The organism is Microbacterium sp. 71-36 (assembly GCF_001898305.1).
GTDB lineage: Bacteria > Actinomycetota > Actinomycetes > Actinomycetales > Microbacteriaceae > Microbacterium.
This window is the reverse complement of record NZ_MKTP01000003.1, coordinates 79,383-99,867: the sequence shown is the minus strand read 5'-3', so window position 1 is coordinate 99,867 and position 20,485 is coordinate 79,383. Positions and strand designations below refer to the sequence as shown.

16 protein-coding genes are annotated in these 20,485 nt (G+C 70.8%); 12 read left to right on the top strand and 4 right to left on the bottom strand.

Annotated features, from left to right (window positions below; all coding sequences use genetic code 11):
* Positions 1–32 precede the first annotated feature (32 nt).
* Genes BGO45_RS10730 through BGO45_RS10720 form a run of 3 tightly spaced genes read left to right on the top strand, consistent with a single transcriptional unit; the run spans position 33 to position 6,090 of the window.
* Positions 33–3,440: a pyruvate carboxylase gene (locus BGO45_RS10730; protein ID WP_292693994.1), complete on the top strand. Its 3,408-nt coding sequence runs from the start codon at positions 33–35 to the stop codon at positions 3,438–3,440.
* Positions 3,441–3,487: 47 nt separating this feature from the next.
* Positions 3,488–5,602, top strand: a complete 2,115-nt coding sequence (locus BGO45_RS10725) for a MinD/ParA family protein (protein WP_292693993.1) — start codon at positions 3,488–3,490, stop codon at positions 5,600–5,602.
* Positions 5,599–6,090, top strand: a complete 492-nt coding sequence (locus BGO45_RS10720) for a peptide deformylase (protein WP_292693991.1) — start codon at positions 5,599–5,601, stop codon at positions 6,088–6,090. The genes BGO45_RS10725 and BGO45_RS10720 overlap by 4 nt, the downstream gene beginning before the upstream one ends.
* Positions 6,091–6,182: 92 nt before the next feature.
* On the opposite strand, the gene BGO45_RS10715 is transcribed toward BGO45_RS10720, so the two are convergent.
* Positions 6,183–8,009, bottom strand: coding sequence for a long-chain fatty acid--CoA ligase (locus tag BGO45_RS10715; protein WP_292693989.1), 1,827 nt, complete (start codon positions 8,007–8,009; stop codon positions 6,183–6,185).
* 160 nt (positions 8,010–8,169) lie between these two features.
* Between BGO45_RS10715 and BGO45_RS10710 the strand changes: the two genes are divergently transcribed.
* From BGO45_RS10710 to BGO45_RS10700, 3 genes are read left to right on the top strand one after another with little or no spacing between them, the layout of a single operon-like run.
* The gene (locus BGO45_RS10710; RefSeq protein WP_076490720.1) at positions 8,170–9,105 is read left to right on the top strand and encodes an ROK family glucokinase; all 936 of its coding nucleotides are present in this window, start codon (positions 8,170–8,172) and stop codon (positions 9,103–9,105) included.
* 2 nt (positions 9,106–9,107) lie between these two features.
* Positions 9,108–9,821, top strand: coding sequence for a 1-acyl-sn-glycerol-3-phosphate acyltransferase (locus BGO45_RS10705; protein ID WP_076490719.1), 714 nt, complete (start codon positions 9,108–9,110; stop codon positions 9,819–9,821).
* 9 nt (positions 9,822–9,830) lie between these two features.
* The gene (locus BGO45_RS10700; protein WP_076490718.1) at positions 9,831–11,168 is read left to right on the top strand and encodes a class II 3-deoxy-7-phosphoheptulonate synthase; all 1,338 of its coding nucleotides are present in this window, start codon (positions 9,831–9,833) and stop codon (positions 11,166–11,168) included.
* A gap of 110 nt (positions 11,169–11,278) precedes the next feature.
* Here the strand turns inward: BGO45_RS10700 and pknB are convergent, their stop codons facing one another.
* Positions 11,279–13,213 carry a Stk1 family PASTA domain-containing Ser/Thr kinase gene (gene pknB / locus BGO45_RS10695; RefSeq protein WP_292693983.1) on the bottom strand — a complete coding sequence of 645 codons (1,935 nt, stop codon included), beginning with the start codon at positions 13,211–13,213 and terminating at the stop codon, positions 11,279–11,281.
* Positions 13,214–13,267: 54 nt separating this feature from the next.
* Positions 13,268–14,257: a LysM domain-containing protein gene (locus BGO45_RS10690; protein ID WP_292693980.1), complete on the bottom strand. Its 990-nt coding sequence runs from the start codon at positions 14,255–14,257 to the stop codon at positions 13,268–13,270.
* A 137-nt stretch (positions 14,258–14,394) separates the two neighbouring features.
* Here BGO45_RS10690 and BGO45_RS10685 point away from each other — a divergent pair, with 137 nt between their 5' ends.
* Positions 14,395–14,739, top strand: coding sequence for an Rv2175c family DNA-binding protein (locus BGO45_RS10685; protein ID WP_292693977.1), 345 nt, complete (start codon positions 14,395–14,397; stop codon positions 14,737–14,739).
* A 19-nt stretch (positions 14,740–14,758) separates the two neighbouring features.
* Here the strand turns inward: BGO45_RS10685 and BGO45_RS10680 are convergent, their stop codons facing one another.
* Complete coding sequence (locus BGO45_RS10680; protein ID WP_292693974.1) at positions 14,759–15,850, bottom strand: polyprenyl synthetase family protein; 1,092 nt, start codon at positions 15,848–15,850, stop codon at positions 14,759–14,761.
* A gap of 64 nt (positions 15,851–15,914) precedes the next feature.
* Between BGO45_RS10680 and BGO45_RS10675 the strand changes: the two genes are divergently transcribed.
* From BGO45_RS10675 to BGO45_RS10655, 5 genes are all read left to right on the top strand, one after another.
* Positions 15,915–16,301, top strand: coding sequence for a DUF3040 domain-containing protein (locus BGO45_RS10675; RefSeq protein WP_076490713.1), 387 nt, complete (start codon positions 15,915–15,917; stop codon positions 16,299–16,301).
* A gap of 277 nt (positions 16,302–16,578) precedes the next feature.
* Complete coding sequence (gene mraZ, locus BGO45_RS10670; protein WP_076490712.1) at positions 16,579–17,010, top strand: division/cell wall cluster transcriptional repressor MraZ; 432 nt, start codon at positions 16,579–16,581, stop codon at positions 17,008–17,010.
* A gap of 96 nt (positions 17,011–17,106) precedes the next feature.
* Positions 17,107–18,060, top strand: a complete 954-nt coding sequence (gene rsmH / locus BGO45_RS10665; RefSeq protein ID WP_292693966.1) for a 16S rRNA (cytosine(1402)-N(4))-methyltransferase RsmH — start codon at positions 17,107–17,109, stop codon at positions 18,058–18,060.
* Positions 18,057–18,659 carry a hypothetical protein gene (locus BGO45_RS10660; RefSeq protein WP_292693963.1) on the top strand — a complete coding sequence of 201 codons (603 nt, stop codon included), beginning with the start codon at positions 18,057–18,059 and terminating at the stop codon, positions 18,657–18,659. Before rsmH ends, BGO45_RS10660 begins: the two co-directional genes overlap by 4 nt.
* A gap of 4 nt (positions 18,660–18,663) precedes the next feature.
* Positions 18,664–20,460 carry a penicillin-binding protein 2 gene (locus BGO45_RS10655; protein ID WP_292693960.1) on the top strand — a complete coding sequence of 599 codons (1,797 nt, stop codon included), beginning with the start codon at positions 18,664–18,666 and terminating at the stop codon, positions 20,458–20,460.
* Positions 20,461–20,485: the final 25 nt, after the last annotated feature.

Below are 20,485 nucleotides of genomic sequence, written 5' to 3'. Positions count from 1 at the left end.
TTCAGCTCCGCAGGTTCGACGTGAGGGTATGCATGTTCTCGAAAATCCTGGTCGCCAATCGCGGAGAGATCGCCATCCGCGCGTTCCGGGCCGCCTACGAGGTGGGAGCCCGCACGGTCGCGGTCTACCCCTGGGAGGACCGCGCGTCGCTGCACCGTCTGAAGGCCGACGAGGCGTACCAGATCGGTGAGCGCGGGCATCCCGTGCGGGCGTATCTCGACGTCGACGAGATCATCCGCGTCGCGCGCGAATGCGGGGCGGATGCCATCTACCCCGGTTACGGCTTCCTGTCGGAGAACCCCGAGCTCGCCGAGAAGGCCGCCGCGCACGGCATCACCTTCATCGGGCCGCCGGCCGAGGTGCTGTCGATGGCCGGCAACAAGGTCACGGCGAAGGGGCACGCGGTCTCGGCGGGCGTCCCGGTGCTGCGTTCGACCGCGGCCTCCGACGACGTCGACGCCCTCGTCGCCCAGGCCGACGAGATCGGGTTCCCGTTGTTCGCCAAGGCCGTCGCGGGCGGCGGGGGACGAGGCATGCGCCGCGTCGAGTCGATCGGCGAGCTCGCCCCCGCGCTGGCCGAGGCGATGCGCGAGGCGCAGAGCGCGTTCGGCGACCCGCGCATGTTCCTCGAGCAGGCCGTGCAGCGGCCGCGTCACGTCGAGGTGCAGATCCTCGCGGATGCCACGGGGGAGACGGTCCATCTCTTCGAGCGCGACTGCTCGGTGCAGCGCCGTCATCAGAAGGTCATCGAGATCGCCCCGGCCCCGAACCTCGACGACACGGTGCGGGCGGATCTGCACCGCTACGCCGTCGCCTTCGCCCGCTCGATCGGCTACCAGAACGCCGGGACGGTGGAGTTCCTGCTCGAGACCGCGGGACCGCGGGCGGGTGAGGTGGTCTTCATCGAGATGAACCCCCGCATCCAGGTCGAGCACACCGTGACCGAGGAGGTCACCGACGTCGACCTCGTGCAGTCGCAGATGCGCATCGCCGCGGGCCAGACCCTCGCCGACCTCGACCTGCGGCAGGACGACATCCATCTGCGCGGCGCGGCGCTGCAGTGCCGCATCACGACAGAAGACCCCACGCAGGGCTTCCGCCCCGACACCGGCAAGATCACCACGTACCGCTCGCCGGGCGGCGCGGGCGTGCGTCTGGACGGCGGCACGACCGCCGCGGGGTCCCAGATCAGCCCCCACTTCGACTCGATGCTAGCCAAGCTCACGTGCCGGGGTCGCGACTTCGGTGCCGCGGTCGCCCGTGCGCGCCGCGCGCTGGCGGAGTTCCGCATCCGCGGGGTCTCGACCAACATCCCGTTCCTCCAGGCCGTGCTCGACGACCCCGCCTTCGTCGCCGGCGACCTGAGCACGTCGTTCATCGACGAGCGGCCCGAGCTGCTGCGCGGTCGGGAGTCGAAGGACCGCGGCACGAAGGTGCTGTCGTGGCTCGTGGACACCACGGTCAACAAGCCGAACGGCGAGAACCCGCTGTCAGTGGAGCCGGGCAGCAAGCTCCCGGTGATCGACCTCGCCGCCCCCGCGCCGGCGGGATCCCGGCAGAGGCTGCGGGAGCTCGGCCCCGCCGGGTTCGCGCGTGCCCTGCGGGAGCAGACGGCGCTGGCCGTCACCGAGACGACGTTCCGTGACGCGCACCAGTCGCTGCTGGCGACCCGCGTCCGCACGCGCGACCTCGTGCGCGTCGCCCCGTACGTCGCGCGCCTGACGCCCGGGCTGCTGTCGGTCGAGGCGTGGGGAGGAGCCACCTACGACGTCGCGCTCCGCTTCCTCGGTGAAGACCCGTGGGAGCGTCTGGACGCGCTGCGCGAGGCCCTGCCGAACGTCGCGATCCAGATGCTCCTCCGCGGGCGCAACACCGTGGGCTACACGCCCTACCCGACGCAGGTGACGGATGCCTTCGTCGCCGAGGCCGCGGCATCCGGGGTCGACATCTTCCGCATCTTCGACGCGCTCAACGACGTCGCCCAGATGCGGCCCGCGATCGACGCGGTGCTGGCCACCGGTACCGCGGTCGCGGAGGTCGCGGTCTGCTACACCGGTGACCTGCTCGACCCCGCGGAGGACCTCTACACGCTCGACTACTACCTGCGTCTGGCCGAGCAGATCGTCGACGCGGGTGCGCACGTCCTCGCGGTCAAGGACATGGCCGGGCTCCTGCGGCCCGCCGCGGCGGCGAAGCTGGTCTCGGCGCTGCGGGAGCGGTTCGACCTCCCCGTCCACGTGCACACGCATGACACCGCCGGCGGGCAGCTCGCGACGCTCCTGGCCGCCTCGGCGGCGGGGGCGGATGCCGTGGACGCGGCGTCCGCGCCCCTGTCGGGCACCACGAGCCAGCCGTCGCTCTCGGCGCTCGTCGCGGCACTCGCGCACACCGAGCGCGACACCGGGCTCGACCTCGCGGCGGTGTCGGACCTCGAGCCGTACTGGGAGGCCGTCCGGCACCTGTACGGTCCGTTCGAGTCGGGCCTTCCCGGCCCCACCGGTCGCGTGTACCACCACGAGATCCCCGGCGGCCAGCTGTCGAACCTCCGGCAGCAGGCGATCGCCCTGGGGCTCGCCGACGACTTCGAGCTCATCGAGGACATGTACGCCGCGGCCAACCGCATCCTGGGGCGCGTCCCGAAGGTCACGCCGTCGTCGAAGGTCGTGGGAGACCTGGCCCTGCACCTCGCGGCGGTCAAGGCCGACCCCGACGACTTCGAGCGTCACCCCGAGAAGTACGACGTGCCCGACTCGGTGGTGTCGTTCATGGCCGGCGAGCTGGGCGACCTGCCGGGTGGCTGGCCCGAGCCCTTCCGCTCCAAGGTGCTCGCCGGTCGGGAGGTCAAGAGCGGGGTGACCCCGCTCAGCGACGACGACCTCGCCGCCCTGGCCGGCGATTCCCCGACGCGACGCGAGCGTCTGAACACGCTGCTCTTCCCCGGACCGACCCGCACGTTCCAGGACATGCGCGCCACGTACGGAGACCTGAGCGTCCTCGACACGGCCGACTACCTCTACGGTCTGCGGGCGGGCGAGGAGCACACCGTCGAGATCGAGCGCGGAGTCCAGCTGTTCGTCGGTCTCGAGGCCATCGGCGACGCGGACGACAAGGGCATGCGCACCGTCATGACCACCCTGAACGGCCAGCTGCGCCCGGTGTTCGTCCGCGACCGTTCGATCGACGTGCAGGCGCGTCAGGCCGAGAAGGCCGACACGTCCAAGCCCGGCCAGGTGGCCGCCCCGTTCTCGGGCGTGGTGACCTTGAAGGCGGCCTCGGGCGATCGCGTCGCCGCGGGTCAGGCGGTGGCTTCGATCGAGGCGATGAAGATGGAGGCCGCGATCACCAGTCCCGTCGATGGAGTCGTCGAGCGGCTCGCGGTCGGGGCCACTCAGCAGGTGGAGGCCGGCGACCTTTTGCTCGTCATCCGCCCCGCGCAGTAGCCTGAAAGGGGGCGCTGTTCGCGCCCCCTTTTTCTTTGGAGACGGCAGTGACCCCCGACCGCACCGACGAGACCCCCGACGACGGCGCCGAAAACGGTGTCCTCGACGACAGCGGAAACCTCGACACCACCAGCATCAGCATCCTCGGAGAGCACATCGCGCAGGTCAACGTCGACCTGCCCGTGCCCGATGACGACGATGTCGATGACGACGTCGTCGAAGACGAGATGCCGATCATCGACCCCGAGTCCCGCGCCTTCGAGGTCGTGGGGATCGTGCACCTCCCCGACGCCGAGGAGCTCCCGCTCCTGACGCACGTCCCCGCCCCCGACGACGACGTGCGCACCGACCGTTCCGAAGAAGAGGAGCCGACCGCCGACGTCGTCCTCGAGCCGCATGACGGACCGGCGGACGACGACGCCGAGGTGCACGAAGCCGAGATCGTCCAGGACGACGAGGCCGCCTCCGACGACGACGCGCACCCCGCGGCGGACGCGGACGTGGATGCCCTGGCCGACGATGCCGAGGAGATCGCGGACGCGACGCCTCAGGAGGCGGAGGACGACGTTCTCGAGGCCGTTCCGGCGGACGACATCGACGATGTCGAGGTGATGTCCGCGGAGGACGCGGGCGACGCCCTCGAGCCCGCCGCGGAGGAGTCCGTTCCCGCCGCGGAGGAGTCCGTTCCTGCCGCGGAGGAGTCCGGCGACGCGGCCGACGAGCCGACGGCCGAGCCCGCCGCGGAGTCGCAGGACGACGCCGACGCCGATGACGAGGTCGTGGAGGCCGCGGATCCGGTCACCGAGCGCGCGCCGGAGGTCGGGGTCCGCCCCGCCGAGCCGGCCGCCGTTGAGCCCCACGATGACGAGCCCGCCGTCGCCGAACCCGAGCAGCCCGGCCCCGAGCCCGTCGAGGCCGCGGTCGCGCCCGAGCTCGATTCGGCTGAACCGGAACCTGCGGGCGAGCCGGTGCCGGTTCCTCCCGCGGTCACGACGCACGAACCCGTCTCCGCGCCGTCCACCGGCCCCGTGCCCCGCACCCGCGCCGAGCGGGCCGCCACGGGCGCGATCGGGACCGTGCCGCTGACGCGTCGCGAGGTCGCCCAGGCCGACGAGGCCGCACGCGTGGGTCGTGTGCACGCGACCGAGCGGGTGCACACGCCCGGCAGCGGCGTGACCCTGGCGTCCAAGCGTCTCGGCGAGATCGACGACACCCGCGAGAGCCCCGACCTGCTCACCGCCGACCGTCTGCTCGACCCCCGGCAGATCGCCCGCCCCGAGCCCGAGGGGCTGTGGCAGCAGCTGGTGTACTCCGTCTCGCGCCACCGCATCAATCTCGGCGACGGGCGTCGCGCCCGGGCCCGGAAGGACCTGGACCGTCGCATCGCCGCGCCGCTCGCGGGTGAGGCCCGTTTCGTGCCGGTGCTCTCGCGCAAGGGCGGCGTGGGCAAGACCACCGTCACGTCGCTCCTCGGGATGGCTCTCGCCGACGCGCGCGACGACCGCGTCATCGCCGTGGACGCCAATCCCGACCGGGGCACCCTCGCCGATCGCGTCGGCCGCGCCAACGGCCGCACCGTCCGTGATCTCGTGCGCGCCCACGACGAGGTGGAGGGCTATGGAGACGTCTCGTCCATCGTGGCCCGCGACACGACGCGGCTGGACGTCCTGGCATCCGATTCCGACCCTCGGGTGTCGGAGGCGTTCAGCGACGACGACTACCGCCGGGTCGCCGACGTCGCCGCGCACTACTACTCGATCGTGCTCACCGACACGGGCACGGGCATCGTCCACTCCGTCATGGAGGCGACGCTCGAACTCGCCGACTCGCTGGTCATCGTGGCCGGGCTGTCCGTCGACGAGGCGCGTCTCGCGTCCGAGACGTTGACCTGGCTGGAGACCAACGGCTACGCCGAGCGCGTCCGCGGCGCCGTCGTCGTGCTCAACAACGCCCGCCCCGGGACGCCGCTCGTGCGCGAGAGCGAGCTCGAGGCGCACTTCCGCAGTCGCGTGCGCGCCGTGATCCGGATGCCGTACGACAGCCATGTCGCCGCGGGGAGTGCGATCGCGTTCCGCGATCTCCAGCCGGCGACACGGCAGGCCGCGCGCGAGCTCGCCGCCGCGGTGGTCGAGGGACTGCGTACCCCGGCGGTCGTCGCATGACCGTCCGCCCCATCCGTCTCTTCGGCGACCCCGTTCTGCGGGCACCCAGTGCGCCCATCGAGACGATCGACGACGGCATCCGGGCGCTCGTCCGAGACCTCATCGACACCGTCGAGCCCCCGGGCCGTGCGGGCGTCGCGGCTCCGCAGATCGGTGTGGGGCTCCGGGCGTTCAGCTACAACATCGACGGCGACATCGGCTACGTGCTGAACCCCGTCCTCGTCGAGACACGCGGCGAGCCGGAACCGGTGGGGGAGGGATGCCTCTCCGTCCCCGGGCTCTGGCACGAAGCGCTGCGCTACCCGTGGGCGAAGGTCGTCGGCATCGACCTCGACGGCGAAGAGGTCGTGCTCGAAGGCGACGGCCTCCTCGCCCAGGCGCTGCAGCACGAGACCGACCACCTCGACGGCAAGCTCTACCTCTCGCGTCTGCCCGCCGAGAGCCGTCGCGAGGCGATGCGGCAGATTCGTGAGAGCGACTGGTTCTGACCCGCGGCATCCGGCCTGAGAACGGGGGATGACGCGAGAACAGGCCGATCCGTGAGGATCGGCCTGTTCCGTTCACGGCGCCTGTTCCGGCGTCAGGGCAGCGAGACGTTGGTCGTGTTGATCGGCACCGCGTAGATGTCTTCGATGGCGTCGGCGAAGTCGCTCACGATGACGTTGCGCTTGATGCTCATCTTCGGCGTCAGGTGGCCGCTGGCCTCGGTCCACTCGGTGGGGAGGATCGTGAACTTGCGGATCGACTCGGCGCGGGAGACGCGCGTGTTCGCACGGTCGATCGCTCCCTGAACCTCGGCGCGCACCTTCTCGTTCGTCGCCGCATCGGCGAGAGACATGTCAGCGGGCAGCCCGTTGTTCGCCAGCCAGGTGGGCAGCATCTCGGGGTCGAGGGTCACCAGCGCCGAGATGAACGGCTTGTGGTCGCCGACGACGACGACCTGGCCGACGATGGGGTTGGCGCGGATGGGGTCCTCGAGCGCGGCGGGGGCGACGTTCTTGCCGCCGGCCGTGACGATGATCTCTTTCTTGCGCCCCGTGATCGACAGGAAGCCGTCGGCGTCGAACGCGCCGATGTCGCCGGTCTTGAACCACTCGCCGTCGAACGCCTCGGCCGTGGCCTCGGGGTTGCGCCAGTACTCGGCGAACACGTTGATGCCGCGCACCTGGATCTCGCCGTCGTCCGCGAGACGCACGCCGACGCCGGGGAGCACGGGGCCCACGGTGCCGATCTTCGACTTCGTGGCGAGGTTCACGGTGGCCGGAGCGGTCGTCTCGGTGAGGCCGTAGCCCTCGAGGATGACGACGCCGAGGCTGCGGAAGAAGTGCCCGAGGCGCGGGCCCAGGGGAGCGGAGCCCGAGACCGCGTAGACGACGCGGCCGCCCATGGCCTCGCGGAGCTTGGAGTAGACGAGCCGGTCGAACAGTGCGAACTTGACCTTCAGCAGGAGGGGGATGGACTTGCCCTGCTGCTGCCGCTCGGAGTGCTCGACCGCCGCGGCGGCGGCGGCGCGGAAGATCTTGCCCTTGCCGCCTGCTTCGGCCTTCTGCTCCGCCGAGTTGTAGACCTTCTCGAACACGCGGGGAACGGCCAGGAGGAACGTGGGCTTGAACGAGCCGAGAGCGGGCAGCAGCTGCTTCGTGTCGGGCTGGTGGCCCGTCTTCACACCGGCGTGCACGTTCAGCAGCGAGATGAAGCGCGCGAACACGTGCGCGGTCGTGATGAACAGCAGCGTGGACGCACCGGGCGTTTCGACGACCTCGTGCAGTGCCTTCGCGGAGTTGCGGGCGAGTTCGACGAAGTTGCCGTGCGTGAGCACGCAGCCCTTCGGGCGACCGGTCGAACCGGAGGTGTAGATGAGCGTGGCGATGTCCGAGCTGTTCGCGATCGCGCGACGGCGGGCGATCTCGGCATCCTCGACGTCCGCTCCGCGCGCGACGAGGGAGTCCAGATCTCCGGCGTGCATCGCCCACACCTCGCGGACCAGCGGGAGGTCGCTGCGCACTTCGTCGAGGCGCTGACCGTGCTCGGAGGATTCCACGATCGCGGCGGTCGCGCCGGAGTCGGAGAGGATCCACGAGATCTGCGTCGGCGAGCTCGTCTCGTACACGGGCACCATGACGGCGCCGGCGTAGAAGAGCGCGAAGTCCACGAGCGTCCAGTCGTAGGTCGTGCGCGCGATGAACCCGACCTTCTCTCCGGGCTGGATGCCGGCGGCGACGAAGCCCTTCGCGAGAGCGACGACCTGGCGCTCGAATTCTCGGGCGGAGACGTCGCGCCAGCCCGAGCCGTCGGGAACGGCGAACAGCGCCCGGTCGGGCGTGGCCGCCACCCGGTCGGCGAGCAGGTCGGACGCGTTCGCGGACGGGTCGGCGGGAACGACGGGAGGAAGGTCGAACTGGATCACGGCAACTCCTTTGTGTACCGGAAAGAAGGTCGATCGGTCCGACGAGTCTAGTCGCACGCCGTCGCCGCCTCCGGCGGTCCCGACGGTGTCGGCGCGCCCCGTCCCCGATGACTAGACTGCTGCGGGCCGAGCCGAGGGGCGGGCCGAGAAGGGGAGTGCGGTGCTCAACATCGGTATCGACATCGGCGGCACGAAGATCGCCGGGGGTGTGGTCGACGAGCACGGCACCATCGTCGAGAAGCTCCGGGTGGACACGCCGATCGATCCCGTCGCGCTCGTGGACGCGGTGGTCGACATGGCCGATCACCTCCGTCGTGGCCACGCCGTGCACGCCATCGGCGTCGCTGCGGCCGGATTCATCAGCCGCGACCGCAGCACCGTCATCTACGCGGCCAACATCGATTGGCGCAACGAGCCGCTGCGCGCCCGGCTCGAGGGCCGCCTGAACCAGCCCGTGACGATCGAGAACGACGCCAACGCCGCCGGGTGGGGCGAGTACCGCTTCGGCGCGGGCCAGGGCGTGAACGACATGGTCATGCTGACCATGGGCACCGGGGTCGGCGGTGCCGTGGTCACCAACGGCGAGCTGTTCCGCGGCGGACACGGAATCGGCGCCGAGCTCGGTCACCTGCGTTTCGTGCGCGGCGGGCACCCGTGCGGCTGCGGGCAGAACGGATGCCTGGAGCAGTACGCCTCCGGACGCGCCCTGCAGCGCGAGGCGAACGCGATCGCCGACGAGGAGGGCATCGGTGCGGCACTGGCCGCCGTCCGCGCGGAGAAGGGCGCCATCCCCGGCCCCGCGGTCTCGCGACTGGTGCTCGCCGGCGACCCGGGCGCCGTCGAGGCCCTGCGGCGCGTGGCGACCGCCCTCGGCGAGGCGTGTGGAGGCTTCCAAGCGGTCCTCGACCCCGAGCTGTTCGTGATCGGTGGCGGAGTCGCGCAGTTGGGCGCCGACCTGCTCGTCCCGGTGAAGCTCGCGTACGAGACGTCGCTCCCGGGGTACGGTGAACGTCCGGTGGCCGAGTTCACCATCGCGCGGCTGGGCAACGACGCCGGTCTCATCGGGGTCGCCGACCTCGCCGGGAAGGAGCGCTGACGATGTTCTACTGGCTCATGAAGTACGTGGTCATCGGACCGGTCATCAAGGCCGTGTTCCGCCCGTGGATCGTGGGCCGGCGGAACATCCCCGGCGACGGTGCGGCGATCCTCGCCAGCAACCACCTGTCGTTCTCGGATTCGATCTTCCTCCCGCTCATGATCGACCGTCGCATGGCGTTCCTCGCCAAGAGCGACTACTTCACGGGGCGTGGCCTCAAGGGCTGGGCGACCCGCCTGTTCTTCACGGCCACGGGTCAGCTCCCGATCGATCGCTCCGGCGGCAAGGCCTCGGAGGCGTCGCTCAACACGGGCCTCGGCGTCCTCGGTCGCGGCGAGCTGCTCGGCATCTACCCCGAGGGCACCCGCAGCCCCGACGGCACGCTCTACCGGGGCCGCACCGGCATCGCGCGCATGGCGCTCGAGGCGCGCGTGCCGGTGATCCCCGTCGTGATGGTGGACACCGGAGCGGTCATGCCCATCGGACAGCGGCTGCCGCGCGTCGGCCGGGTCGGAATCGTGATCGGGGAACCGCTGGACTTCTCCCGCTTCGAGGGGATGGAGAGCGACCGCTACATCCTGCGCTCGGTCACGGACGAGATCATGGTCGCCCTCCAGCGGCTCGGCGAGCAGCGGTACGAGGACGTCTACGCCTCCACCGTGAAGGACCGGTTGGCCAGCGCCCAGGCGGCGAAGGCGCCCGCTGCCCGCCACTAGACTTCAGGGGTGAATCAGCAGCTCCACGACCTCGACCACTGGCGGACCCTGCCCATCAAGCAGCAGCCCCAGTGGTATGACGAGGCCGCGGTGGCCGCGGCATCCGCCGAACTGGCCACCCTTCCGCCGCTCGTCTTCGCCGGCGAGGTCGACATCCTCCGTGACCGTCTCGCGCGCGCCGCGGCGGGCCAGGCGTTCCTGCTCCAGGGCGGTGACTGCGCCGAGACGTTCGCCGGCGCGACCGCGGAGCAGATCCGCAACCGCATCAAGACGGTGCTGCAGATGGCGGTCGTCCTCACCTATGGGGCATCGATGCCCGTGGTGAAGATGGGGCGGATGGCGGGCCAATTCGCGAAGCCGCGCTCGAGCGACACCGAGACCCGCGGTGACGTGACCCTGCCCGCCTACCGGGGTGACATCGTCAACGGGTACGACTTCACCGAGGAGTCGCGCAAGGCCGATCCCGCACGCCTGCTCAAGGGCTACCACACCGCCGCCTCCACCCTGAACCTCATCCGGGCCTTCACGCAGGGCGGCTTCGCCGACCTCCGCGAGGTCCACAGCTGGAACAAGGGGTTCGCCGCCAACCCGGCCAACCAGGCGTACGAGAGCATGGCGGCCGAGATCGACCGTGCGATCAAGTTCATGGAGGCCGCCGGTGCGGACTTCGACGAGCTCACGCGCGTGGAGTTCTACACCGGTCACGAGGGTCTGCTCATGGACTACGAGCGCCCGATGACGCGCATCGACTCGCGCACCGGCCTGGCGTACAACACCTCGTCCCACTTCCAGTGGATCGGTGAGCGCACGCGCGAGCTCGACGGCGCGCACGTCGACTACTTCTCGAAGATCCGCAACCCCATCGGGGTGAAGCTCGGACCCACCACGACGCCCGAGACGGCCCTCGCCCTCATCGACAAGCTCGACCCCGAGCGCGAGCCCGGTCGGCTCACGTTCATCACGCGCATGGGTGCGGGCAAGATCCGCGAGGCCCTGCCGCCGCTGCTCGAGGCCGTCCGCGCGTCGGGTGCGACCCCGCTGTGGGTGACCGACCCGATGCACGGCAACGGCATCACCACGCCCACCGGCTACAAGACCCGTCGCTTCGACGACGTGGTCGATGAGGTGCGCGGCTTCTTCGAGGCGCACCGCCAGGTGGGCACGCACCCGGGTGGCATCCACGTCGAGCTGACCGGCGACGACGTCACCGAATGCCTGGGCGGTTCCGAGATGATCGACGAGGCCACCCTCGCGACCCGCTACGAGAGCCTGTGCGACCCGCGGCTGAACCACCGTCAGAGCCTGGAGCTCGCGTTCCTCGTGGCGGAGGAGCTCGAGAACCGCTGACCCCGCCCGACAGCGCAGAACGCCCCCGATCGGTGAGATCGGGGGCGTTCTGCGTGCGGGAGAGCTACAGCGTCGGGGGCAGGGCGACGGTGCTGGCGTTCGGCACCCGATCAGGCAGAGACGTTGAGCACGAGAGAAATCTTCGTGCCCTTGACGACCTTCGCATCGGCGGAAGGATTCTGCGACTGCACCTTGGTCAGAGCGTTCGGGAACAGGTCCCAGCTCGGGAGATAGTCCACGGTGAAGCCAGCCGCGGAAAGCGTCCCCTTCGCTTCGTCTCGGGTCATCCCGACGACGTTCGGCACCGCGAACAGCTGGGGTCCGATCGACACTCGGAGGGTCACGGTGTCGCCGGGGCGCCAGTTGCCGCCACCGTCGCGGTCGCCGATGCCGATGACCGTTCCCGACGGAACGGAGTTGCTGTACTCCTCGGACGTCGTGGTCTGCAGCTGCGCATCGCTCATCGCCTTCTCGGCCTGCGCGGTCGTGAGCCCCGCGACCTCCGGGATGGGGCCGAGGGAGGTGACGAGCGCGGCGGCGTCGCCTTCCCGCACGGTGCAGCCCTGGGTGCAGTCGACCGGGTCGCCGCTGGAGCGAGGTGTGATGCTCACCCCGAGCACGGTGCCCGCCCCCGCGTCGGTGAACTCCGACGTTGTTCCGGACACACCGATGTAGGCGGACTCGAGGATGCCGTCGACCTCGTCGGTGCTCTTGCCGGCGAGCGCGGGCAGGTCGTGCGAGGCCGGGCCGATCGAGACGTACACCGTGACCACGGTGCCCTTGTCGAGTCGGGCGTTCACGTCGGGGTCGGATCCGACCGTGGTGCCCGCGGGGATCTCCCGATCGTTCACCTCCTGCGGCTGGGCGGCCAGCTGTTGGTCGGTGAGGAGCGCTGCCGCCTCGTCGTAGCTCATGCGCGAGACGTCGGGCACGGCCACCAGCGACCCGGGACCGGACCCGAACCACCATCCGGCGGTGCCGGCGCCGGCGGCGAGCATCAGCACGAGCGCGAACAGCCAGATCCCGCGGGTCGTGCGGCGACGTGTGCGCTGACGCAGTCGGGTGGCGTTGTCGACGTCGTCGGCGGAGGCGGACGGGGCGACCGCGGTCTGCGGGAGCACCTTGGTCAGTTCCCGGGACTCGGCGGCGCTGGCGGCCACCGTGCCGACGGCGACGGCGCGCGCGACCTGCGGCGCGAGACCCAATTCCTTCTCGATGTCGCGCAGGCGGGCCAGCATCGCACCGGCGTCGAGCGGACGCTCCGCGGGTTCGCGCTCGGTGGCCCACAGGACGAGCTCGTCGAGCTGCTCGGGGACGCCGGGGTTCTTCGCGCTCGGACGGGGGACGGAGTCGGTGGCGTGCTGGTACGCGATCTGCATCGGCTGCTCGCCCTTGTAGGGCTGCTCGCCCACGAGCATCTCGTAGAGCATGATGCCGAGCGAGTAGATGTCGCTGCGCGCGTCCGCGGTGCCGCGGGTGACCAGTTCGGGCGCGAGGTAGGCGATCGTGCCCATCAGCTGCGCGCCGCTCGCGGTGTTGGCCGTCGTGGCGCGGGCGAGCCCGAAGTCGCCGATCTTGATGCGGCCGTCCTCGGCCAGCAGGACGTTCTCGGGTTTGACGTCGCGGTGGACGATGCCGGCCCGGTGGGCTGCCGCGAGCCCCGAGAGGATGGCATCCATGATGGTCAGGGTCTGATCGACCGTGAGGCGCTTGTGCTCGCGGAGGAGCTCCCGCAGGGTGATCCCGGGCAGGTACTCCATGACGAGGTACGCCATGTCGCCGTCCTGGCCCTGGTCGAAGACGTTGACCACGTGCGGATCGGACAGTCGCGCGGCCGACCGCGCCTCCTGGATGAACCGGCTCTGGAACACGGTGTCGTCGCTGAGGTGGCCGTGCATGACCTTGAGCGCGACCCGGCGCTCGAGGCGCAGATCGGTCGCGACGTACACGGTCGCCATGCCGCCGCGCGCGATGCGCGCGCGGACCCGGTACCGGCCGTCGACGAGACGGCCGATCAGCGGGTCGGCCTGCTGACTCGTGCTCACGTGTCGAGTCTACGGAGCGCCCCCTGGGAGCCCGGGGAGCGGCTCACCTTCGCATCAGCCGAGAACGGAGATCCAGGCGGTCGCGGGGGACTCCCACTGCGCGTAGCGATCGGGGTAGGCCGAGATCTGCACGGCCTGGGCGGCGTCGGCGTACGCCATGCCCTCCCAGCCCGGGATGTCCAGGAGGCCGCGCGTCGCGGTGCCGTTGGGGTCGGCGGTCCCGCCGTAGAACACGCGCGTCGCCCGTTCGCGGTCGAGGATCTGTTCCGGCGTGCCCCATCCGGTGCTCGGCCGCTGCTGGAAGAGGCCGAGGGAGTCGCGGTCCCCCCAATCGAGGTTCCGCAGCCACGACTCCTGCATGGCGGTGCCGAGGGCGATCGCGATGCCGCGGTCCGAGACGCCCGACTCCCGACCGATGCGGATGATGAGCCGGGCGTTCTCCGACTGCTCGCCGTCGAGACCGGGGGCCGTCACCGGACCGGTGGATGCCACGACCTCGACGGGTACGGCGCCCGAAGGGATCTGCAGGATCTCGCCGGGGTAGATGATCGACGCGCGGGTGAGGCCGTTCGCGGCGAGGACGGCGTCGGTGGAGACGCCGCCTGCCGAGGCGATCGCCGAGACGGTGTCGCCGGGCCGCACCTCGTGGGTCCGTCCGCTCGGTGCGGGGGCGACGGTGGCCTCCTCCGTGGATGCGGGGGCCACGGGGGCGGGCACGAGCGCGAGGACCTGTCCGGGCCGGATGATGCTGCTCGCGTCGAGGCCGTTCGCGGCGAGGACGCCGGCGGTGTCCAGCCCGTGCGCGCGGGCGATCGCCCAGACCGTGTCGCCGGGCTGAACGGTGTACGACACCGGAGTCGCGCTGGCGAGGACCGGCGCACCGAGCGTCCGCGGCGCGGGAGGCACGGGGGAGAGGGTGGGCGCCGGTGGGGCGGCGTGCGCGGCGTTCTCGCCGGAGAGGGCGAGGGCGATCGTGCCGGCCACGGCCGCGGGCCAGATCGTGCGGCTCCGCGGGCGCGCGGACAGGGGAGGGAGTCGTCGCATGGTGGGGGATCCGTTCTTCCGACTGCCCGACACGGTCGCACGCGATGAGACGGATGTCAACGCGTGAGGTTCGTGTGACGAATGTGACGTGTGTGATTCGCATCCCTCGTCGGCCCGGGGGATGAGATAGTGGCAGGGTGACCGACACGCCCCGCTTCGCGACCGAATGGCTGACCCTTCCCGACCTCGTCGAGGTGCTCGGAGAGTCTCTCGGGCGCGTCCGCCGACTGTTGGACGACGGCTACCTGGTGGGCACGCGGCGAGACGGCGTGCTGCGGGTGCCGGCGGTGTTCATCGTCGACGGCCGTCCGCTGCCGTCGCTGCGCGGCACGATCATCGTGCTCCACGACGTCGGTTTCGATGCCGACGAGACCATCGACTGGCTGCTCACGCCCGAGGAGACCATCGGAGTCGCGCCGATCGAGGCGCTCCTGGCCGGGCGCAAGAGCGAAGTGCGCCGCGTGGCGGCCACGCTGGCGTGACCGCGAGCCGGCGCCGGCGTCAGGACGAGCGTCGGGTGGCCGCCCGGGCCAGCTCCCGCAGTTCGGCGACCGCCCCCGCGCCCAGACGGGCACCCTCAAGCGCGTTCTCCGCCTGACGCTCGTACTCGGCGATGAGCTCCTCGGTGCGCGCCAGCGCTCCCGTGTCGACGATCGTCTGCTGTACGTCGCGGATGCGCTCGGCATCCAGGGTCCGATCGCCGAGGAGGGCGTCGAGCGCCGCGCGACGCTCGTCCGGCAGGGCGCGGCGGGCGAAGGCGACGAGGACGGTGCGCTTGCCCTCGCGCAGGTCGTCGCCGGAGGGCTTTCCCGTCACGGCACTGTCGCCGAAGACGCCCAGGACGTCGTCGCGCAGTTGGAACGCCATCCCGATGTCGTGTCCGAAGCGGCCGAGCGCGTCGAGCTGGGCGGCGTCCGCCCCGGCCAGCGCCGCCCCGATCTGCAGCGGCTTCTGGATGCTGTAGCGCGCCGATTTGTACGAGGCGACCCGCAGGGCGCGGTCGGCGTGGACGTCGTCGGGGTGGACCGCGTACGCGGATTCCTCCGCGACGTCGAGGAACTGCCCGATGGTGACGTCCCGACGCATGTCGGCGTACTGTCGCCGGGTCGGTCCGGCCGTCGCGAGGCCCTCGAGGGACTCCTCGAGCAGGTCGTCGCTCCACGCGACGAGCAGATCTCCGAGCAGGATGGCCGCGGACCGGCCGAAAGCCTCGGAGTCGCCGGCCCAGCGCGCGTCCCGGTGCGCCGTCTGGAGGGCCCGATGGGCCGCGGGCTGTCCGCGCCGCGTGTCCGAATTGTCGATGAGGTCGTCGTGCACGAGCGCCGCCGCCTGGAAGACCTCGAGGGCGGCGGCGACCCCGACGGCGGCGGTGTCCGGGGCTGTGGGGGACCCCACCGTCACCTCGTCGACGGCCCGACGCCCGGTCAGCAGAAAACGTGCGCGGAGCCGCTTGCCGCCGCGCAGGGAAGAAGCCCCGGCGCGGGCCATCTTCTCGGCCTCGGACCCCAGTGTGGAGGCGTACGATATCTGTTCAGAAACGAACTTGTCGAGTCGCTGAGAAACGGCTTCGATCGGTTCCGGGGAGGTCGACACGGGCCTAGCCTAGTGATCCACACCCCGCGTAGAATCGAACGCACTGAGCAATAGAGGGGGACGCATGCCACTCTCCGAACAGGAGCAGCGTCTGCTGGACGAGATGGAACGCCATCTCATGAGCAACGACGCCGACGTCGTCACCGCCCCGACCCGCGCGCTCAGCTACCGCAACATCGTCCTCGGCTCGATCCTCGTGCTCGCCGGTCTCGGCGCCCTGATCGCCGGTGTGTCGATCGGTTTCAACACGGGCGTGCTCGGAATCGCGGTCGGCGTCGTCGGATTCCTCGTGATGGTCGGCGGCGTGGTCTTCGCCGTGACGCCCACGCGCAACTCCTCACGTCTCCCGTCGGCCCGCGCGAGCGCGGGTACCCGCGCTCCTCGCGCGACGGGCGGGTCCTTCATGGATCGCATGAACGATCGGTGGGACCGCCGCAACGAAGGGCGCTGACCCCCCTCCTCGCTCCACGAAAACACCGGCTCTTCGGAGCCGGTGTTTTTTTGTGCCCGCCGCGCCCTCCCTTTTCCTCCACTCGGGGGTCCGGGTGGGCGAGACCGTCGCTGTCGTGCCGGAATCACGCGGATTCAGCCACCCCGCCGGCAAGGGGGGTCTGACCATACACGTGGCGGGTTCGCGGCGAAAGCCCCACATTTCGATAGCGAAGTGGAGGGCTGTGGAGTAAAGTGGGGGAAACTTCGCAGGCCGGACGAAGGGGGTGGACGCCCGAATGCTGCTCGGCACGCACACTCCCAAGCTCGACGACAAAGGGCGCGTCATCCTGCCCGCGAAGTTCCGTGACGATCTCGGCGCCGGAGTGGTGATCACCCGGGGGCAGGACCGCTGCCTCTACGTGTTCAGCACCGAGGAGTTCGAGCGCGTGCACGAGCGGATCCGCGAGGCGCCGCTCAGCAACAAGCAGGCCCGTGACTTCCTGCGCATGTTCCTCTCCGGGGCCAGCGCCGAGAAGCCCGACGGGCAGAACCGCATCACCGTCCCCCCGGCGCTGCGCGCCTACGCCGGCCTCGACCGCGAGCTGGTCGTCACCGGTGTCGGCGCCCACGCCGAGATCTGGGATGCCACGGCCTGGAACGCCTACGCCGAGAGCAACGAAGAGACCTACGCAGAGATGGAGCAGGAGGTGATTCCGGGACTGTTCTGATCGCCGGCTGTGATCCCCAGCCGCACGCCCTGACGCACTTCCCCGGCGCCAGGTCGAGCGGATGGGGATCAGAGTCGGCGACCTCCTCCCGTCATCATGGACATCCGCGACATCCACACCCCCGTCCTCCTCGAGCGCTGCGCCGAACTGCTCGGCCCCGCACTGCAGCGCGAGGGCTCCGTCTTCGTGGACGCGACGCTGGGCATGGGCGGTCACTCCGAGGCGTTCTTCGAGCGATTCCCGACGACCCGGCTCATCGGCCTGGACCGCGACACCGACGCCCTCCGCATCGCGGGGGAGCGGCTGGCGCGCTTCGCCGATCGCACGACGTTCGTGCACACGGTGTACGACGGCATCGCGGATGCCGTCGCCTCGGCGGGCGTCGACAAAGTCGACGGCATCCTGTTCGACCTGGGGGTGTCCTCGCTGCAGCTCGATGAGGCCGCGCGCGGATTCGCCTATGCGCAGGACGCTCCGCTCGACATGCGCATGGACCAGACGTCCGGCGTGACCGCGGCCGAGGTGCTCGCGACGTACGGCGAGGGCGACCTCCGCCGCATCTTCGAGCGGTACGGCGAAGAGAAGCTCGCCGGGCGCTACGCCCGCGCGATCATCGCCGCTCGGCAGCAGGCGCCGCTCGAGCGCTCCGGCCAGCTCGTCGACGTCCTCCAGGCGGCGACGCCGGCGGCGGTGCTGCGGGAGCGGCATCCCGCCAAGCGCGTCTTCCAGGCGCTGCGCATCGAGGTCAACGCCGAGCTGTCGGTGCTGGAGCGCGCGATCCCCGCGGCGCTGAGCGTGCTCGGCGTCGGCGGACGCATCGTCGTGCTGTCGTACCAGTCGCTCGAGGATCGCCTGGTCAAGCGCGTGTTCGCCGAGGCCTCGGCATCCACCGCCCCCCGTGGGCTGCCGGTCGAGCTGCCCGAGCACGCCCCCAAGTTCCGGCTGCTCGTGCGCGGTGCCGAACTCGCCGGCGACGAAGAACGCGCTGCCAATCCGCGTGCCACCCCCGTGCGTCTGCGTGCGGCCGAGAGGATCCAGGAGGACGCATGAGCGCTCCCCAGACCATCGACGCGGCCTTCCTGCCGGAGTTCCCCGTCCCGGTGCGCGAGCCCCGGCGACTGCACGTGGTCGACGCTCCCGCCCGACGCCGCGTGCCCCGGCGCGCCTTCGGCGTGATCGCGGTGCTGGGCGCGGTGATGATCGCGCTGGTGCAGATGGGGCTGTCGATCCTCACGACGCAGAGCTCGTTCGAGATCGCCAGCCTCACCCAGCAGCAGCGGGACCTGACGTACCAGAAGCAGATCCTGTACGACGAGGTCGCGGGCCTGAACTCGCCGCAGTACCTCGCCGCGAACGCCGCCGCGCTCGGCATGGTCATCGACGAGACGCCGACCTACCTGCGACTGAGCGACGGCGCCGTGATCGGCGCCGCCAAGCCGGCCGAGGGCGCATCCTCCGTGGACGCGATCGGTCGGGGATCGGTCCGCAACGCCCTGATCTCGGGCGTTCCTCTCGTGACCGACCCGCAGAAGGCCGCGGGACCCGCCGCCGCCACCGACACCGCACCCGCCGACGCGACGGCCCCGACGACCGGTTCCGCGACACCCCCACCGATCAGCGACGGTCTGCCGACGCCCGCGACACGATAAGCCCATGACGACGACGCTCTCCCGCTCTCCGCGACGTCGCACGGTGGTGGCCCTGTCGGTCGTGCTGATCGTGCTCATCGCCTTCGTCGTCCGACTGGTCGACATCCAGGTCGTGAACGCCCGCGAGCACGTGGACGAGTCCTTGGCCATGGGGTTGCAGAATTCCCGCGTCGAGTACGCCTCGCGGGGGTCGATCGTCGACGAGAACGGCGTGACGCTCGCCTCGAGCGTGCACCGGTACGACGTCCAGGTCGACCCGATGCTCGCCGCCCAGGGGCTGGTCTCGCGCGACGACGACGGCACGACCCGCGTCGAGGCGACGTGGACCGATCTCGCGGCCAAGATCGCCGGTGTCCTCGGCGAGGATCCCGCCGCGGTGGAGAAGGTCGTCACGGATGCCGTGGCCGCCGACCCGGGCTCGCGCTACGCGCTCATCGCCAAGGACGTCTCCACCGAGCAGTACCGCGCCCTCGCCGACCTCGGCCTCCCCTTCCTGGTGTTCCCGCCCAAGGCGGGTCGGGTGTACCCCGACGGCGCGGTCGGCGGGAACCTCCTCGGATTCGTCGGCGGCGACGGCCAGGCGCTCGCGGGGCTCGAACTCGCCGACAACGACTGCCTCTCCTCGCAGGACGGCAAGGTCGTGTTCCAGCAGGGACGCGACGGCGTCGTGCTGCCCGGGACCGAGGTCCAGACCGAGCCCGCCGTCGACGGCGGGACGCTCAAGCTCACGATCGACCGCGACCTGCAGTGGTACATGGGGCAGCTGATCGCCGAGCAGGTGCAGAACACCGGCGCGGTCCGCGGGGCCATCACGGTCGTCGAGGCCAAGACCGGCAAGGTCCGCGCCCTCGCCGAGTACCCGACCGTCGACCCGAACGACCCGACCGCGACCCCGGCGGAGGAACGCGGCAGCTGGGCGTTCACCGACCCCAACGAGCCGGGCTCGACCTTCAAGGCGCTCACCGCCGCGATCGGACTGGAGAGCGGGGCGTTCACCCAGGACACCACCGTCACGGCGTCTTCGAGCGAGACGCTCCGCGGCGGCGCCCGGGTCACCGACGCCTTCGCGCACGGCGCGAACAACTACACCCTGACGGGCGTGCTCATCGATTCTTCGAACGTGGGCATCTCGAAGTTCGCCGAGATGATCCCCGCCCAGACGCGGTACGACTATCTGCAGAAGTTCGGCATCGGGTCGACCACGGCCATCGATTTCCCGGGCGAGTCCGAGGGCATCCTGCACCCCGTGGGCGACTGGGGGGACCAGACCTTCTACAACACCTCCTTCGGGCAGGGTCTCGCCGTGACGATCCCGCAGCTCGTCGGCGCCTACCAGACGATCGCGAACGGGGGAGTGCGCCTGCCGCTCTCGCTCGTCGAGAGCTGCACCGCCGCGGACGGCACCGTCACCGACGTGCCCTCCGCCGAGGGGCAGCGTGTGGTCTCGGCGGACACCGCGTCGAAGGTGTCGCAGATGCTGGAGAACGTCGCGACGCAGGGTGCGCTCGCCTCTCAGGTGGCCATCCCCGGCTACCGCATCGCGATCAAGACCGGTACCGGTGAGAAGACCGACCCCACCACCGGCGCGTACAAGCCCGACGCGTACTTCACCACGATGATCGGCTTCGCGCCCGCGGACGACCCGCAGTACATCGTCTCGGTCAACCTCGACGAACCGCGGACGGTAAAATCGTCCGCGGCCGCGGCTCCCGCCTTCCAGAAGGCACTCACCCAGGTGCTCAAGAACTACCGGGTGATCCCGTCCGGCACCACTTCCCCCGAACTGCCCAAGTTCGGCTGACACGCCGGATGCCGGTCTCCTCCCG